Origin of the sequence: Cupriavidus sp. a3 (assembly GCF_051015765.1) — a bacterium.
In the GTDB taxonomy this organism is placed as follows: Bacteria; Pseudomonadota; Gammaproteobacteria; order Burkholderiales; family Burkholderiaceae; genus Cupriavidus; species Cupriavidus oxalaticus_A.
On the sequence record NZ_CP170643.1, the window covers coordinates 852,940 to 868,404 of the forward strand.

Annotated in this window: 14 protein-coding genes; 10 read left to right on the plus strand and 4 right to left on the minus strand. The window is 65.3% G+C overall.

Annotated elements, in window-relative coordinates:
* The first annotated feature begins 18 nt into the window (after positions 1–18).
* From ACAD63_RS04035 to ACAD63_RS04080, 10 genes are all read left to right on the plus strand, one after another.
* On the plus strand, positions 19–651 hold the full coding sequence (locus ACAD63_RS04035; RefSeq protein ID WP_135705793.1) for a TorD/DmsD family molecular chaperone: 633 nt from the start codon (positions 19–21) through the stop codon (positions 649–651).
* A gap of 123 nt (positions 652–774) precedes the next feature.
* A complete protein-coding gene (locus ACAD63_RS04040) occupies positions 775–990 on the plus strand; it encodes a formate dehydrogenase (RefSeq protein WP_063240102.1) in 216 nt (71 codons plus the stop codon).
* A 69-nt stretch (positions 991–1,059) separates the two neighbouring features.
* Positions 1,060–4,098: a molybdopterin-dependent oxidoreductase gene (locus ACAD63_RS04045; protein ID WP_195427250.1), complete on the plus strand. Its 3,039-nt coding sequence runs from the start codon at positions 1,060–1,062 to the stop codon at positions 4,096–4,098.
* Positions 4,099–4,124: 26 nt separating this feature from the next.
* Complete coding sequence (gene fdh3B, locus ACAD63_RS04050; protein ID WP_133092492.1) at positions 4,125–4,850, plus strand: formate dehydrogenase FDH3 subunit beta; 726 nt, start codon at positions 4,125–4,127, stop codon at positions 4,848–4,850.
* Positions 4,847–5,083: a hypothetical protein gene (locus ACAD63_RS04055; protein WP_133092491.1), complete on the plus strand. Its 237-nt coding sequence runs from the start codon at positions 4,847–4,849 to the stop codon at positions 5,081–5,083. The genes fdh3B and ACAD63_RS04055 overlap by 4 nt, the downstream gene beginning before the upstream one ends.
* A 64-nt stretch (positions 5,084–5,147) precedes the next feature.
* On the plus strand, positions 5,148–6,380 hold the full coding sequence (locus tag ACAD63_RS04060; RefSeq protein ID WP_135705789.1) for a formate dehydrogenase subunit gamma: 1,233 nt from the start codon (positions 5,148–5,150) through the stop codon (positions 6,378–6,380).
* A gap of 36 nt (positions 6,381–6,416) precedes the next feature.
* A complete protein-coding gene (locus ACAD63_RS04065) occupies positions 6,417–6,803 on the plus strand; it encodes a hypothetical protein (RefSeq protein ID WP_434033450.1) in 387 nt (128 codons plus the stop codon).
* A gap of 64 nt (positions 6,804–6,867) precedes the next feature.
* Complete coding sequence (locus ACAD63_RS04070; RefSeq protein ID WP_195427252.1) at positions 6,868–7,698, plus strand: formate dehydrogenase accessory sulfurtransferase FdhD; 831 nt, start codon at positions 6,868–6,870, stop codon at positions 7,696–7,698.
* Between the two features lie 122 nt (positions 7,699–7,820).
* Positions 7,821–8,387, plus strand: a complete 567-nt coding sequence (gene dcd, locus ACAD63_RS04075; RefSeq protein ID WP_029046089.1) for a dCTP deaminase — start codon at positions 7,821–7,823, stop codon at positions 8,385–8,387.
* A gap of 159 nt (positions 8,388–8,546) precedes the next feature.
* A complete protein-coding gene (locus ACAD63_RS04080; protein WP_135705784.1) occupies positions 8,547–10,817 on the plus strand; it encodes an arginine/lysine/ornithine decarboxylase in 2,271 nt (756 codons plus the stop codon).
* Between the two features lie 53 nt (positions 10,818–10,870).
* Here ACAD63_RS04080 and ACAD63_RS04085 read toward each other — a convergent pair whose 3' ends face one another.
* The 4 genes from ACAD63_RS04085 to argH form a co-directional block, all read right to left on the minus strand.
* Positions 10,871–11,254 (minus strand): type II toxin-antitoxin system VapC family toxin, encoded by a 384-nt coding sequence (locus tag ACAD63_RS04085; RefSeq protein ID WP_434033962.1) that lies wholly within the window; start codon positions 11,252–11,254, stop codon positions 10,871–10,873.
* A 132-nt stretch (positions 11,255–11,386) separates the two neighbouring features.
* Positions 11,387–13,108: a TRAP transporter large permease gene (locus ACAD63_RS04090; RefSeq protein WP_195427255.1), complete on the minus strand. Its 1,722-nt coding sequence runs from the start codon at positions 13,106–13,108 to the stop codon at positions 11,387–11,389.
* A 12-nt stretch (positions 13,109–13,120) separates the two neighbouring features.
* Positions 13,121–13,720, minus strand: coding sequence for a TRAP transporter small permease subunit (locus tag ACAD63_RS04095; RefSeq protein ID WP_133092484.1), 600 nt, complete (start codon positions 13,718–13,720; stop codon positions 13,121–13,123).
* Positions 13,721–14,003: 283 nt separating this feature from the next.
* Positions 14,004–15,422: an argininosuccinate lyase gene (gene argH / locus ACAD63_RS04100; protein WP_135705779.1), complete on the minus strand. Its 1,419-nt coding sequence runs from the start codon at positions 15,420–15,422 to the stop codon at positions 14,004–14,006.
* Between the last annotated feature and the right edge of the window lie 43 nt (positions 15,423–15,465).

Consider the following 15,465-nt stretch of genomic DNA (forward strand, 5'->3'; position numbering starts at 1 on the left):
GACACAATTCATCACGACATGACAGATTTCCAGCCGATCCAGCTCACCGCGGCACCGCACGCCGACGATGCCGAGGACACCGCCCGCGCCGACCTGTACGGCCTGCTGGCCACGCTGTTCTATCGTGCGCCCGATGCCGCGCTGCTGCACCACATCGCGGCCAACCGCGCCGTCGGCGAAGATGCCGATACGGTACTGGGCAAGGCGTGGAATGCGTTGTGCGCTGCAGCAGCCGAGACCACGGCGGCGGAGGTTGAAGAGGAATACCGGCAGCTATTCGTCGGCGTGGGCCGGCAGGATGTGTTCCTGTATGGCTCGTTCTACCTGACCGGCTTTCTCAACGAGCGTCCGCTGGTGGCGCTGCGCGAAGACCTGGCCCGCTATGGCCTGGAGCGCCACGACGGCGTCAGCGAGACCGAGGACCACATCGCCACGTTGTGCGAGGTGATGCGCTTCCTGGTGGCTGGCGAGGACCTGTCGGTGTCCAACCTCGGCGAGCAGCAGCGCTTCTACGCGCAGCACCTGCAGCCCTGGGTCGAGAAATTGTGCGATGCGGTGATCGCGCACCCGCAGGCGCGTTTCTATCGCGGCGCCGCCGGGTTGCTGGCCGCGTTCGCCAGTGTCGAGGCGCTGGCGCTGGAGATGAACTAAGGACCGCAGGTCAGGAAAAACCCTTGCATATCATGGTCTTTCCTGCAAGATGCTTCTAGAATATGCATAACAACGCATAACGGCGAAAACCATCGGGCTTTGACAGCCGAGGAGCCCCCCCACATGAGAGAGAAGCCAACCCGGGTCGCGCGCCGCTCATTTCTCGCGGGCGCTGGAGTTGTGGCTGCCGCAACGGGTGCGGCAGCGCTGACAGCGCGTGGGCCGGCACTACCGGACCAGGCCGCCGCTCTGCCGGAACCCGCCGACACCCCGTCGGACAGCAAGGGCTACCGGGTCTCAGAACACATTCGCAAGTACTACCGGACCACACTGGTGTAAGTGCCAGGGCGGCGTGGTTCGCCGCGCCGCCAGCAAACGGACGGCTCTCGTCCGCATCTGAGGTGAGACATGATCTTGACCCGCAAACGCGCGGCGCAGGGCGCATCCGCCCGCCTCGCTGACGGCCTCGCCAACCGGCACGATCCTGCCGGCGCGCAAGCCGGAACCGGACGCCTCTCACAGCGGCTCGCCGCAAGCCTGGCCGGCGCCATGCCGACCATGGACCGCCGCAGCTTCCTCAAGCGCTCGGGCATCGGCGTCGGTGCCGGCCTGGCGGCGTCGCAACTGACGCTGCTGCGCAAGGCCGATGCCGCCGACGACAAGAAGGGCGCCGCCGATGGCAAGAGCGGCATCGTCGTGCGCCGCACCGTATGCGGCCACTGCTCGGTCGGCTGCGCGGTCGACGCGGTGGTGCAGAACGGCGTGTGGATTCGCCAGGAACCGGTGTTCGATTCGCCCATCAACCTGGGCGCGCACTGCGCCAAGGGCGCTGCGCTGCGCGAGCACGGCCACGGGGAATACCGGCTGAAGTACCCGATGAAGCTGGTCAACGGCAAGTACCAGCGTATCAGTTGGGACCAGGCGCTCGACGAGATCACCGCGAAGATGAAGGAGATCCGCCAGCAGACTGGCCCGGACTCGCTGTTCTTCGTCGGCTCGTCCAAGCACAGCAACGAGCAGGCGTACCTGCTGCGCAAGTGGGTTTCGTTCTTCGGCACCAACAACACCGACCACCAGGCGCGCATCTGCCACTCCACCACGGTGGCGGGCGTCGCCAATACCTGGGGCTACGGTGCGATGACGAACTCGTACAACGATATGCAGAACTCGAAGGCAGCGCTGTATATCGGTTCGAACGCGGCCGAGGCGCATCCCGTGTCGATGCTGCACCTGCTGCACGCCAAGGAAAACGGCTGCAAGGTGATCGTGGTCGACCCGCGCTACACGCGCACCGCGGCCAAGGCGCATCACTATGTGCGCATTCGCTCGGGTACCGACATCGCCTTCCTGTTCGGCATGCTGTACCACATCTTCAAGAACGGCTGGGAAGACCAGAAGTACCTGCACGACCGCGTCTACGGCATGGACAAGGTCAAGGAAGAGGTGCTGGCCAAGTGGACGCCCGACAAGGTCGAGGAAGTGACCGGCGTGCCCGAGGCGCAGGTCTACCTGGTTGCCGAGACCATGGCCAAGAACCGCCCCAGCACGCTGGTGTGGTGCATGGGCCAGACCCAGCACACCATCGGCAACGCGATCGTGCGCGCGTCGTGCCTGGTGCAGCTGGCGCTGGGCAATATCGGCGTGGCGGGCGGCGGCGCCAACATCTTCCGCGGCCATGACAATGTGCAGGGCGCCACCGACGTCGGGCCCAACCCCGACTCGCTGCCTGGCTACTACGGCCTGGCCACCGGGGCATGGAAGCACTACGCGGCGGTGTGGGGCGTGGACTATGAATGGATCAAGAAGCAGTTCGCCTCGCAGACGATGATGGAGAAGTCCGGCACCACGGTGTCGCGCTGGATCGATATCGTCACCGAGAAGAACGAGCTGATCGACCAGGACAACAACGTGCGCGGCGTGTTCTTCTGGGGCCATGCCCCGAACTCGCAGACGCGCGGCCTGGAGATGAAGAAGGCGCTGGACAAGCTCGACCTGCTGGTGGTGATCGACCCGTATCCGTCAGCGACCGCGGCCATGGCAAACATGCCGCCGGCCGAGGGCGACAAGGTCAACCCGAACCGCGCCGTGTACCTGCTGCCGGCGGCCACGCAGTTCGAGACCTCGGGCACGTGCACGGCCTCCAACCGCTCGCTGCAATGGCGCGAGAAGGTGATCGAGCCGCTGTTCGAATCGATGCCCGACCAAACCATCATGCAGGCGTTCGCCGACAAGCTTGGCTTTGGCAAGGAGCTGTCGAAGAACATGAAGCTGATCGAGGTCAAGCGCGCCGGCCGCACCTGGATGGAGCCGGAGCCGGAATCGATCCTGCGCGAAATCAACGCCAGCAACTGGACCATCGGCTACACCGGCCAGTCGCCCGAACGGCTGAAAGCGCATATGCGCAATATGCAGATGTTCGACGTCAAGACGCTGCGCTGCAAGCAAGGGAAGGACCCCGTCACGGGCTACGACCTGACCGGCGACTACTTTGGCCTGCCGTGGCCGTGCTACGGCACGCCGGAGCTGAAGCACCCGGGTTCGCCCAACCTGTATGACACCAGCAAGCACGTGATGGACGGCGGCGGCAACTTCCGCGCCAACTTCGGCGTGGAGCGCGACGGCGTCAACCTGCTGGCCGAGGACGGTTCGTACTCGCTGGGCGCGGAGATCACCACCGGCTATCCCGAGTTCGACCACGTGCTGCTGAAGAAGCTGGGCTGGTGGGACGAGCTGACCGATGCCGAGAAGGCCAAGGCCGAGGGCAAGAACTGGAAGACCGACCTGTCTGGCGGCATCCAGCGCGTGGTGCTGAAGAACCATGGCTGCCACCCATTCGGCAATGCCAAGGCGCGGGCGGTGGTGTGGAACTTCCCGGACCCGATCCCGCAGCACCGCGAGCCGCTGTACTCCACGCGGCCCGACATGGTCGCCAAGTACCCGACCCACGACGACAAGATGGCGTTCTGGCGGCTGCCGACGCTGTACAAGTCGGTGCAGCAGCGCAATATCGAGAACAAGGTCTACGAGAAGTTCCCGATCATCCTGACCTCCGGGCGGCTGGTCGAGTACGAGGGCGGCGGCGAGGAAACCCGCTCCAACCCGTGGCTGGCCGAGCTGCAGCAGGAGAACTTTGTCGAGATCAACCCGCGCGCGGCTTCCGATCGCGGCATCCGCAATGGCGACTTCTGCTGGGTCAGGACGCCGACCGGCGCCGCGCTGAAGGTGCGCGCGCTGGTGACCGAGCGGGTCGGGCCGGATACCGCCTTCATCCCGTTCCACTTCTCGGGCTGGTGGCAGGGCAAGGACCTGAAGGACTACTACCCGGAAGGCGCGATGCCGGTGGTGCGGGGCGAAGCCGTCAACACCGCCACCACGTATGGCTATGACTCGGTGACGATGATGCAGGAGACCAAGACCACCGTTTGCCAGATCGAGCGGTTTGCATAAGCCACAGGACAGAGCAGAGGAACATCATGGCACGCATGAAATTCATCTGTGACGCCGAGCGCTGCATCGAGTGCAACAGCTGCGTCACGGCCTGCAAGAACGAGCACGAGGTGCCCTGGGGTGTGAACCGGCGCCGCGTGGTGACCGTCAACGACGGCGTGGTCGGCGCCGAGAAGTCGATCTCGGTGGCCTGCATGCATTGCTCCGACGCACCGTGCATGGCGGTGTGCCCGGTCGACTGCTTCTACCGCACCGACGACGGCGTGGTGCTGCACGACAAGGACGTCTGCATCGGCTGCGGCTACTGCTCGTATGCCTGCCCGTTCGGTGCGCCGCAGTTCCCGTCGACCGGCACCTTCGGCGTGCGCGGCAAGATGGACAAGTGCACGTTCTGCGCCGGCGGCCCGGAGAAGAATGGCAGCGAGGCCGAATTCGAGAAGTACGGACGCAACCGGCTGGCCGAAGGCAAGCTGCCCCTGTGCGCGGAGATGTGCTCGACCAAGGCGCTGCTGGGCGGCGATGGCGATGTGATTGCCGACATCCTGCGCAACCGCGTGATCAAGCGCGGTACCGGCGGCGACGTGTTCGGCTGGGGCACCGCCTATGGCGTGCCCAAGGCCGCGCCAGGGGCGCCGGCAGCGCCGGCTGGTCCCGCCGCGCCGGATGCGCCCGGGGCCCGCTCCACGCCAGCCGCACCGGCTGCACCGGCTACCCCCGCCGCAACCGGCGTTCAGGGAGGGCAGACATCATGAGCCGCGCCTGCGCCATCGTCCTGCTGACACTGTGCGGCGCGCTGCTGGCCGCGTGCGGCGAAAAGCCGCAGACCATCAACCAGTCGCACCGCAAGGCCGACGCCCAGGCGTACCAGGGCGCGCCCGACGACCCCTTCGTGGCCAAGGGCTGGACCGCGGGCGACAAGACCAGCTGGCATAACCAGATCCGCCAGCGCAACCAGTACCAGAACGAGTACAACCGCGTGCAATGAATGCGCCGCAGTGGGCAGGCGCCGCGATCCGCGCGCATGCTCCCGATGACCTGAAGGAGGGCGTATGACGCCGTCGCACAATGCATGCCGCAGCGGGCAGGGCGCCGGGTGGCGCCGCTGGCTGGCGGCCGGCGCGCTGGCACTGATGGCCGTGGCCGGAAGCGCCGCGGCCCAGGCTCCCGCACCGGGGCCGTCGACCGGCCCGGCCACCGCCTCGGGCAGCGCCGATGCCAACAACCCGGCCACGCATCCGGCCCAGCCACTGGCCGGCATCGCATCGGAAAACATCTTCAACGTGCCGCGCCGCGACATCGCCGCCGAGGCCCAGTCGCAGCAGCAACGCACCGTCACGCAGCCCGGCAACAACGCGCCGGTCTGGCGCGAGGTCAACTCCGACCAGCGTCACTACAGCAGCCTGCCCGACAAGGAAGCCGGCGTGCTGATCCAGCGCACCGGCCAGCAATGGCGCCTGTTCCGCAACGGCGTGATCACCGTCTGGGGCGGCTGGCTGCTGCTGGTGGTGCCGCTGGCCATCCTGGGCTTCTACCTGTGGCGCGGCACCATCCCGCTGCGCGAGCCGCGCACCGGCCGCATGATCGAACGCTTCACGCCGCTGGAGCGCATCGTCCACTGGACCATGGCGATCTCGTTCGTGGTGCTGGCGGTGTCGGGCATCATCATGCTGCTGGGCAAGCATTTCCTCCTGCCGCTGATGGGGCACATGCTGTTCGGCTGGCTCAGCTACATCCTGAAGAACCTGCACAACGTGGTCGGGCCCATCTTCACGCTGTCGGTGATCGTCGCCTTCGTGGTGTTCGTGCGCGATAACCTGCCGGGCCGCGACGACGTGCGCTGGGTCACCAGCCTGGGCGGACTGGCATCCGGCAAGCACGTGCCGAGCGGGCGCTTCAACGCCGGCGAGAAGATGTGGTTCTGGGTCGGCGTGTTTATCTTCGGCATCGTGCTGTCGGCCTCGGGCTGGGTGCTCGACATGATCGTGCCGGGCATGGACTACTACCGCGCGACCATGCAGATCGCCAACGTGATCCACGGCATTTCCGCCGTGCTGATGATCGCGATGGCGTGCGGCCATATCTACATGGGCACGGTCGGCATGGAAGGCGCGTACCGCGCCATGCGCGACGGGTGGGTCGACGAAGCCTGGGCCAAGGAGCATCACGAGCTTTGGTACGACGACATCCAGTCCGGCAAGATTCCCGCGCAGCGTTCGACCGGTCCCGCCAGTCCGGATGCGGCGGCCGGGCGGGCCGCGCGGCATACCCCCGGCGAAGCTTGATCACGCAGGACACCAATACTTCGGGAAGCATCGACCATGACACGCACCCTGACGCTGATCGCCCTGGCCGCCGGGGCCACTTTGAGTGCCGGCGCGCTGGCCAAGCTGCCGCCACCCAGCGAAGCCCAGCAGGCCAAGGCCGCGGAGACCAAGGCCCGCGCCGCGTGGTCGGACAAGGTCGCTGCCTTCCAGCTGTGCCGTGCGCAGGACAAGATCGCGACACGCTACTACGCCGAACGCCAGGCACAGGGCAAGGACGCGCGCGCGGCGGTGCAGACCCCGCCGTGTACCGATCCGGGACCGTTCGTTGCGCCCGTGGCGGCGTCGGCCCCAGCGGCGCCGGCGCCCGCGGTCGCAAGCACCGGTGCCGACGCCAAACCGGTTGCGCCCGGCGCAGTACAATCTCCCGCAAAGGCACCATAACCGCAGCCCCGATGCTCGCCTGGACGGCACGGGGCACCTTCCAGCAGCCCTGAGCCTTCCTGTCATGACCCTGCGTCCCGAGCTTACCCAGGCAGCCGTTCCGCTGATCGAAGAGGTCGAAGTCGTCGACGAGCAGGGCCGCGTGCGCGCGGCCTACCTGCCGGGCGAGCGCCCGCTGACGGTCTACCTGGACAAGCGCGAACTGGTCACGCTGATGACGCTGGGCGGCGCGCCCGAGCACCTCGTGCTGGGCTACCTGCGCAACCAGCGGCTGGTCGAATCGATCGAGGACATCGCCGCGGTACAGGTCGACTGGGAAACCGAATCCGCCGCCGTCACCACCCGCACCGGCGTCGACCGCATCGAGGAGCGCACCGCGCGCCGCGTGGTGACCACCGGCTGCGGGCAGGGGACGGTGTTCGGCTCGCTGCTGGACGAGGTCGACAGCATCCGCCTGCCGGTCGATACGATCCTCGACCAGGACACCCTGTACGGCATCATCGACACTATCCGGCTGCAGCAGTCGGTGTACAAGCAGGCCGGCTCGGTCCATGGCTGCGCGCTGTTCAAGGGGACCGAGCTGTTGATGTTTGTCGAGGACGTCGGCCGCCACAACGCGGTCGATGCCATTGCCGGCCGCATGTGGCTGGAAGACATGAGCGGCGCCGACAAGATCTTCTACACCACCGGCCGCCTGACCTCGGAAATGGTCATCAAGGGCGCGCAGATGGGCATCCCGTTCCTGCTGTCGCGCTCGGGCGTGACGCAGATGGGATACCAGATGGCCACACGGGTCAACCTGACCCTGTTCGCGCGCTGCACCGGCAAGCATTTTCTGCTCTACACCGGGCGCGAACGGTTCCGTCATCGGATTCCCGAGGACGCCGTTGCTTGATTGTGGCTCAAGGGCCACTTCATCGCCTGTCGACGGATGCGGCGTTGTCTCAACGGAACGCGGGCGGAATGGTTGTACAATGCGGCGCACTCCGAGCCAGTGTGTCTACCTCCCCAACCTCTATGAGCATCAAATCCGACAAATGGATCCGCCGCATGGCGGAGCAGCACGGCATGATCGAGCCGTTCGAGCCAGGCCAGGTCCGGGAGGCCGACGGGCGCAAGATCGTGTCGTACGGCACCTCGAGCTACGGCTACGACATCCGCTGCGCCGATGAATTCAAGATATTCACCAATATCAACAGCACCATCGTCGACCCGAAGAACTTCGACGAGAAGTCCTTCGTGGACTTCAAGGGTGATGTCTGCATCATTCCGCCGAATTCCTTCGCGCTGGCGCGGACGATGGAATATTTCCGCATCCCGCGCAGCGTGCTGACCATCTGCCTGGGCAAGAGCACCTACGCGCGCTGCGGCATTATCGTCAATGTGACCCCGTTCGAGCCGGAATGGGAAGGCTATGTGACGCTGGAGTTCTCCAACACCACGCCGCTGCCCGCCAAGATCTACGCCGGTGAAGGCTGTGCGCAGGTGCTGTTCTTCGAGAGCGACGAAGTCTGCGAGACCTCGTACGCCGACCGGGGCGGCAAGTACCAGGGCCAGCATGGTGTCACACTGCCGAAGACCTGATCGCATTACAATGCCGGCGTTTGCCGGAACGGCCGCTCCGCGATAGCCGCGCGGGGTGCCAAGACCTGACGTGAGAGCCACATGTCGCCGTCGCAGGGGAACCCCTGCCGGCCATGTGGCTCAAGTCCTTTATGTCCTGCTTTCCATCAAGGATGCCCGATGAAATTCCGCTTCCCCGTCATCATCATTGACGAAGACTTCCGCTCCGAGAACATCTCCGGCTCGGGCATCCGCGCGCTGGCCGAGGCGATCGAGAAAGAGGGCATGGAGGTCATGGGGCTGACCAGCTACGGCGACCTGACGTCGTTCGCGCAGCAGTCCAGCCGCGCCTCGACCTTTATCGTGTCGATCGACGACGATGAGTTCGTGAGCAGCGACGATCAGCCGGAAGCTGCCGCGATCGAAAAGCTGCGCGCCTTCGTTGCCGAAGTGCGCCGCCGCAACTCGGACCTGCCGATCTTCCTGTACGGCGAAACCCGCACCTCGCGCCATATCCCCAACGATATCCTGCGCGAGCTGCACGGCTTCATCCACATGTTCGAGGACACCCCCGAGTTCGTGGCGCGCCACATCATCCGCGAAGCCAAGGTGTACCTCGATACGCTGGCGCCGCCGTTCTTCAAGGCGCTGATCGACTACGCGCAGGACAGCTCGTATTCGTGGCACTGCCCCGGCCACTCGGGCGGCGTGGCGTTCCTGAAAAGCCCGGTGGGCCAGGTGTTCCACCAGTTCTTCGGCGAGAACATGCTGCGCGCCGACGTCTGCAATGCGGTGGACGAACTCGGCCAGCTGCTCGACCACACCGGTCCGGTGGCCGCGTCCGAGCGCAATGCCGCGCGTATCTTCAACTCGGACCACATGTTCTTCGTCACCAACGGCACCTCGACGTCGAACAAGATGGTGTGGCACGCCAACGTGGCGCCGGGCGACATCGTGGTGGTGGACCGCAACTGCCACAAGTCGATCCTGCACGCGATCATGATGACGGGCGCGATCCCCGTGTTCCTGATGCCGACGCGCAACCACTACGGCATCATCGGCCCGATCCCGAAGAGCGAGTTCGATCCGGAAACGATCCGGCGCAAGATCGCCGCGCACCCCTTCGCCAGCAAGGCCAAGAACCAGAAGCCGCGCATCCTGACGATCACGCAGGGCACCTACGACGGCGTGCTGTACAACGCCGAGCAGATCAAGGAAATGCTGGCGGCCGAGATCGACACGCTGCATTTCGACGAAGCCTGGCTGCCGCACGCGGCGTTCCACGACTTCTATCACAACATGCACGCGATCGGTCGCGATCGCCCGCGCAGCAAGGACGCCCTGGTGTTCGCCACGCAGTCCACGCACAAGCTGCTGGCGGGCCTGTCGCAGGCTTCGCAGATCCTCGTGCAAGACTCCGAGACGCGCAAGCTGGACCGCTACCGCTTCAACGAGGCGTACCTGATGCACACCTCGACCAGCCCGCAGTACTCGATCATCGCCTCGTGCGACGTGGCGGCGGCGATGATGGAAGCACCGGGCGGCACCGCGCTGGTGGAAGAGAGCATCCAGGAGGCGATGGACTTCCGCCGCGCCATGCGCAAGGTCGAGGGCGACTACGATGCCGGCAACAACGGCGACTGGTGGTTCAAGGTGTGGGGCCCGGAGGCCCTGATCGAAGACGGCATCGGCGACCGCGAAGAGTGGATGCTCAAGGCCAACGAGCGCTGGCACGGCTTCGGCGACCTGGCCGATGGCTTCAACCTGCTCGACCCGATCAAGGCCACCATCATCACCCCGGGCCTGGACGTTGATGGCGAGTTCAGCGAGCGCGGCATCCCGGCGGCCATCGTCACCAAGTACCTGGCCGAGCACGGCATCATCATCGAGAAGACGGGCCTGTACTCGTTCTTCATCATGTTCACCATCGGCATCACCAAGGGCCGCTGGAACTCGCTGGTGACCGAGCTGCAGCAGTTCAAGGACGACTACGACCAGAACCAGCCGCTGTGGCGCGTGCTGCCGGAGTTCGTCGGCAAGTATCCGCAGTACGAGCGCATGGGCCTGCGTGACCTGTGCGATGCGATCCACAGCGTGTACAAGGCCAACGACGTGGCGCGCGTGACCACCGAGATGTACCTGTCGGACATGGAACCGGCGATGAAGCCGTCGGATGCGTGGGCCATGATGGCGCACCGCGAGATCGAGCGCGTGCCGGTCGATGACCTCGAAGGCCGCGTCACCGCGATCCTGCTGACGCCGTACCCGCCGGGCATCCCGCTGCTGATCCCGGGCGAGCGCTTCAACCGCACCATCGTGCAGTACCTGAAGTTCGCACGCGAGTTCAACAAGCTGTTCCCGGGGTTCGAAACCGATATCCACGGTCTGGTGGAGGACGAGGTCGACGGCAAGAAGGCTTACTTCGTCGACTGCGTGAAGCAGGTGGCCTGAAGCAAGCGAGTCCGGCACAGGAATGAGCCCCGCGCATGCGGGGCGTTTTCTTTCTAGCTGAACGGATTCAGCAACTCCACCCCCGTCCCGCTGAAATCCCCCACATTCCGCGTGATGATCGTCAGGTCATGGATCAGCGCCGTCGCGGCAATGAACTTGTCCAGCGCATGCTTCGGGCGCGGCACGCGTAGCCGCCCCCATATCTGGGCGACATCGGCATCGACCGGCAATACATGCCGGCCGAAGTCCTGCAGCACGGCCGTCAGCCATTGCTCCAGCGCCTCGGCCTGCGCCATGTCGCCGCGATGGCGGATCAGCGCAATGCCGCGCCGCAACTCCCCCACGGTCAGCGCGGACAGGTAGAGCGTCGAACCATCGCGCGCCGCCTGCCGGAAGAACGCAAGGCAATGATGTCCATGGGCACGGCTCCCTTGCAGGTGGGTGGAGGTGAGAGCAGTCTGCGCCGTGCCGGCATGCTGGTCGATAAGCCGATTCGCAATGCGCGAAAGAAAAAAGCCCCGCAGCGCTTGCGGGGCTTTTGGGCCTTGCGGATCCGAACGATGCCGGCTCTAGTTCTTCTTTTTCTCGAACTCGAACTGGGGCGCCGACGGCTCGCTCTCCGTAGCTGGCTGGGCCGGCAACTCCAGACCTTCGCCGCCGCCCGCTTGCCCGGCCGGGGCCGGCACCGACAGGCTCGGCGCCGATGGCCTGGGGCTGGCGCTGTCCAGGTCGATGCTCAGGTCGCGCGTCACGCTGCGGTCCTGGGCCTTGTGGCCGCCGGTGGTGACCAGGCCCGGGAAGACGATGATCAACGCCACCATGATCAACTGGATGACCACGAACGGCACCGCGCCCCAGTAGATATCGGCGGTCTTTACCTCGCGCGGCGCCACCGAGCGCAGGTAGAACAGCGAAAAGCCGAACGGCGGGTGCATGAACGAAGTCTGCATGTTCACCGCCAGCAGCACGCCGAACCAGATCAGGTCGATGCCAAGCTTGTCCGCCACAGGGCCAACCAGGGGCACGAGGATAAAAGCCAGTTCGAAGAAGTCGAGGAAGAACGCCAGCAGGAAGAACAGTACGTTCACCGCAACCAGGAAGCCGGCCTGGCCGCCGGGCAAGGCGGTCAGCAGGTGCTCCACCCAGACATGGCCGTCCACGCCGTAGAAGGTCAGCGAGAACACCCGCGCACCGATCAGGATAAAGATCACGAAGGCCGACAGTTTCAGCGTCGCCTCCATTGCCTGTCGTGTCAGCCCGAGGTCCAGGCGGCGCTTGAGCAGGGCGAGGATCAGCGCACCCAGTGCGCCCATGCCGCCGCCTTCGGTCGGCGTAGCGACGCCGATGAAGATCGTGCCGAGCACCAGGAAGATCAGCGCCAGCGGCGGAATCAGCACGAAGGTGACCTTTTCCGCCATCTGTGACAGCAGGTTCAGCTTGAGCGCCTTGTTGATGACCGCGAGCACGAAGGCGAACAGGATCGCAGCGCCCACCGAGATCACCAGGCGCTCGTCCAGCGGTGCCTCGGGCTTGTACAGCATGTCAACGGCCACGCCCACCGCGACGGACAGTGCGGTCAGCACCAGTACCGAAGCCGCGCCGCTCTTGCCGCTGGGCTCGCGGAAGGTGCGGGCCTCGATCGGCAGCGCGGGCACTGCGGCCGGCTTGATCAGCGAGATCAGCAGCACATAGCCCATGTACAGGCCGGTCAGCACCAGTCCCGGTACGAAGGCGCCCTTGTACATGTCGCCGACCGAGCGGCCCAGCTGGTCGGCCAGCACGATCAGCACCAGCGACGGCGGGATGATCTGCGCCAGCGTGCCCGACGCGGCGATCACGCCCGAGGCCAGCCGCTTGTCGTATTTGTACTTGAGCATCAGCGGCAGCGAGATCAGGCCCATCGAGATCACCGAAGCAGCCACCACGCCGGTGGTTGCCGCCAGCAGCGCACCGACGAAGATCACCGCATAGGCGAGACCGCCGCGGATCGGGCCGAACAGCTGGCCGATGGTGTCGAGCAGGTCCTCGGCCATGCCTGAGCGTTCCAGGATCAGGCCCATGAAGGTGAAGAACGGGATCGCCAGCAGCGTATCGTTCTCGATGATGCCGAACAGTCGACTGGGCAGCGCCTGCAGCAGTTCGGGAGGCAGCATGCCCAGCTCGATGCCGATGAAGGCGAAGAGCAGGCCATTGGCGGCAAGCGCGAACGCGATCGGGAAGCCCGACAGCAGGAATACGACCAGGGAGGCGAACATGATCGGGGCCATGTTCGCGATCAGGAATTGCGTCATCGTGCGCGCCTCTTATTGTTTTTCAGACGGGCCGGTCTGGTTGGCTTGCGCGATTGCGGCGATCTCCAGCGCCGGATCGACCGCGTGCTTGCGGAAGGCGGAGAACGGCAGTTCGCCCTTCAGGTAGGCAAAGCGCTTGATCAGCTCGGACAGACCCTGCAGGATCAGCAGGAAAAAGCCCGCTACGATGAGGAACTTGGCGGGCCAGCGGATCAGCCCGCCGGCGTTGCCGGACATCTCATGCCCGGCATACGACAGCCAGAAGTAAGGGATCGACAGCCACAGGATGATCAGTGAGATCGGCAGCAGGAACAGCAGGAAGCCGAAAATGTCGATCCAGACCTGAGTGCGTTCGGAGAAGCGACCGGCGATGACGTCGATGCGCACATGCTCGTCGCGCATCAGCGTGTAAGGGGCACCCAGCAGGAACACCCCCGCGAACATGTACCACTGCAGTTCAAGCCATGCATTGGAGCTGACGCTGAAGGTGTAGCGAATGATGGCGTTGCCTGCACAGACCAGTACGGCAAGCAGGATCAGCCATTTCGCCCAATGCCCGAAGAATTCGTTCACGGCGTCGATAAGCCGCGAGATCCTCATAAGGAAAGACATGTGATCGTCCTAGGGATTTTTGGGATACAGGGGTGGCGCGATAGTCTACGGCGCTACCCGCCCTGCATCTTTAGGGTGAATCCCCAGTGAATCACATTTTTCGGTGTTTTTGCACCAATCTTGTGCAAAAACGGCCCGAATTCGCCCTTTATGGCATGTCGAACGTAGCCTGTCGTTCCCTGCTTTGCGCAATAAACAACAGAAGTCGGTGCGTTGGCACACACAAACAAAAAAACGGGAGTTGTGCTCCCGTTTCGGCTTGCCGGTGCCCCCTCCGAAGTGGTTAGCCTTTCAGTGCCGTACGTGCGTCGGCAATGGCAGCGCGCACTTGGTCCGGCGCGGTGCCGCCGACATGGTTGCGCGCGGCGACCGAGCCCTCGAGCGTCAGCACGGCATGCACATCGTCGCCGATCAGCGCGGCTTTGTCGCCCAGGCCCGACACGTCGCGCAGCTCGGCCACGGTCAGGTCGGCCAGGTCGCACTGGCGGCTGTCGCAGGCACGCACGGCGTGGGCCACGGCTTCGTGGGCGTCGCGGAAGGGCAGGCCCTTCTTGACCAGGTAGTCGGCCAGGTCGGTGGCGGTGGCGTAGCCCTGCAGCGCGGCGGCGCGCATCGCTTCCGGCTTGACGGTGATACCCGGCACCATGTCGGCGAAGATGCGCAGCGTGTCCACCACGGTGTCGACCGTGTCGAACAGCGGCTCCTTGTCTTCCTGGTTGTCCTTGTTGTAAGCCAGCGGCTGGCCCTTCATCAGCGTCAGCAGGCCGATCAGGTGGCCATTGACGCGGCCGGTCTTGCCGCGCGCCAGCTCGGGCACGTCGGGGTTCTTCTTCTGCGGCATGATCGAGCTGCCGGTGCAGAAGCGGTCGGCGATGTCGATAAAGCCCACGCGCGGGCTCATCCACAGCACCAGTTCTTCCGAGAAGCGCGACACGTGCGTCATCACCAGCGCGGCGGCGGCGCAGAATTCGATGGCGAAGTCGCGGTCCGACACGGCGTCCAGCGAATTGCGGCAGACGCCGTCAAAGCCCAGCTGCTGCGCCACGAACTCGCGGTCGATCGGGTAGCTGGTGCCGGCCAGCGCGGCGGCGCCCAGCGGCAGGCGGTTGACGCGCTTGCGGCAGTCGGCCATGCGCTCGGCATCGCGGGTGAACATTTCCACGTAGGCCAGCAGGTGGTGGCCGAAGGTGACCGGCTGCGCCACCTGCAGGTGGGTGAAGCCCGGCAGGATGGTGTCGGCGTTCTTGTCTGCCAGGTCCAGCAGCGACACGCGCAGCGCGCCGAGCAGCGCGATGATGTTGTCGATCTCGCTGCGCAGCCACAGGCGGATGTCGGTCGCGACCTGGTCATTGCGCGAGCGGCCGGTGTGCAGGCGCTTGCCGGCATCGCCGACCAGCGCGGTCAGGCGCGCCTCGATATTCAGGTGGACGTCTTCCAGGTCCAGCTTCCATTCGAAGCTGCCGGCCTCGATCTCGCCCTTGATCTGGGCCATGCCGCGCTCGATCTCGGCGCGGTCGGCCTCGGCGATGATGCCCTGCTTGGCCAGCATGGCCGCGTGGGCCAGCGAACCCTGGATGTCGAACAGGGCCAGGCGCTTGTCGAAGAACACCGAGGCGGTGTAGCGCTTCACCAGGTCGGACATCGGTTCGGAGAAGCGGGCGGACCAGGCTTCGCCTTTCTTGGCAAGTTGGGAGGTGGACATGGACGTCGGCTGCATTTGGCTCGCGGCTGGCGGGCGCCGGGGC

Bases quoted from the DNA above. Each gene is read 5' to 3' on its own strand.
- ACAD63_RS04060 (WP_135705789.1), top strand. From the start codon at position 5,148: ATGACGCCGTCGCACAATGCATGCCGCAGCGGGCAGGGCGCCGGGTGG.
- ACAD63_RS04080 (WP_135705784.1), top strand. From the start codon at position 8,547: ATGAAATTCCGCTTCCCCGTCATCATCATTGACGAAGACTTCCGCTCC.
- argH (WP_135705779.1), bottom strand. From the start codon at position 15,422: ATGTCCACCTCCCAACTTGCCAAGAAAGGCGAAGCCTGGTCCGCCCGC.
- ACAD63_RS04035 (WP_135705793.1), top strand. From the start codon at position 19: ATGACAGATTTCCAGCCGATCCAGCTCACCGCGGCACCGCACGCCGAC.
- fdh3B (WP_133092492.1), top strand. From the start codon at position 4,125: ATGGCACGCATGAAATTCATCTGTGACGCCGAGCGCTGCATCGAGTGC.
- ACAD63_RS04070 (WP_195427252.1), top strand. From the start codon at position 6,868: ATGACCCTGCGTCCCGAGCTTACCCAGGCAGCCGTTCCGCTGATCGAA.
- ACAD63_RS04045 (WP_195427250.1), top strand. From the start codon at position 1,060: ATGATCTTGACCCGCAAACGCGCGGCGCAGGGCGCATCCGCCCGCCTC.
- ACAD63_RS04040 (WP_063240102.1), top strand. From the start codon at position 775: ATGAGAGAGAAGCCAACCCGGGTCGCGCGCCGCTCATTTCTCGCGGGC.
- ACAD63_RS04055 (WP_133092491.1), top strand. From the start codon at position 4,847: ATGAGCCGCGCCTGCGCCATCGTCCTGCTGACACTGTGCGGCGCGCTG.
- dcd (WP_029046089.1), top strand. From the start codon at position 7,821: ATGAGCATCAAATCCGACAAATGGATCCGCCGCATGGCGGAGCAGCAC.
- ACAD63_RS04065 (WP_434033450.1), top strand. From the start codon at position 6,417: ATGACACGCACCCTGACGCTGATCGCCCTGGCCGCCGGGGCCACTTTG.
- ACAD63_RS04095 (WP_133092484.1), bottom strand. From the start codon at position 13,720: ATGTCTTTCCTTATGAGGATCTCGCGGCTTATCGACGCCGTGAACGAA.
- ACAD63_RS04090 (WP_195427255.1), bottom strand. From the start codon at position 13,108: ATGACGCAATTCCTGATCGCGAACATGGCCCCGATCATGTTCGCCTCC.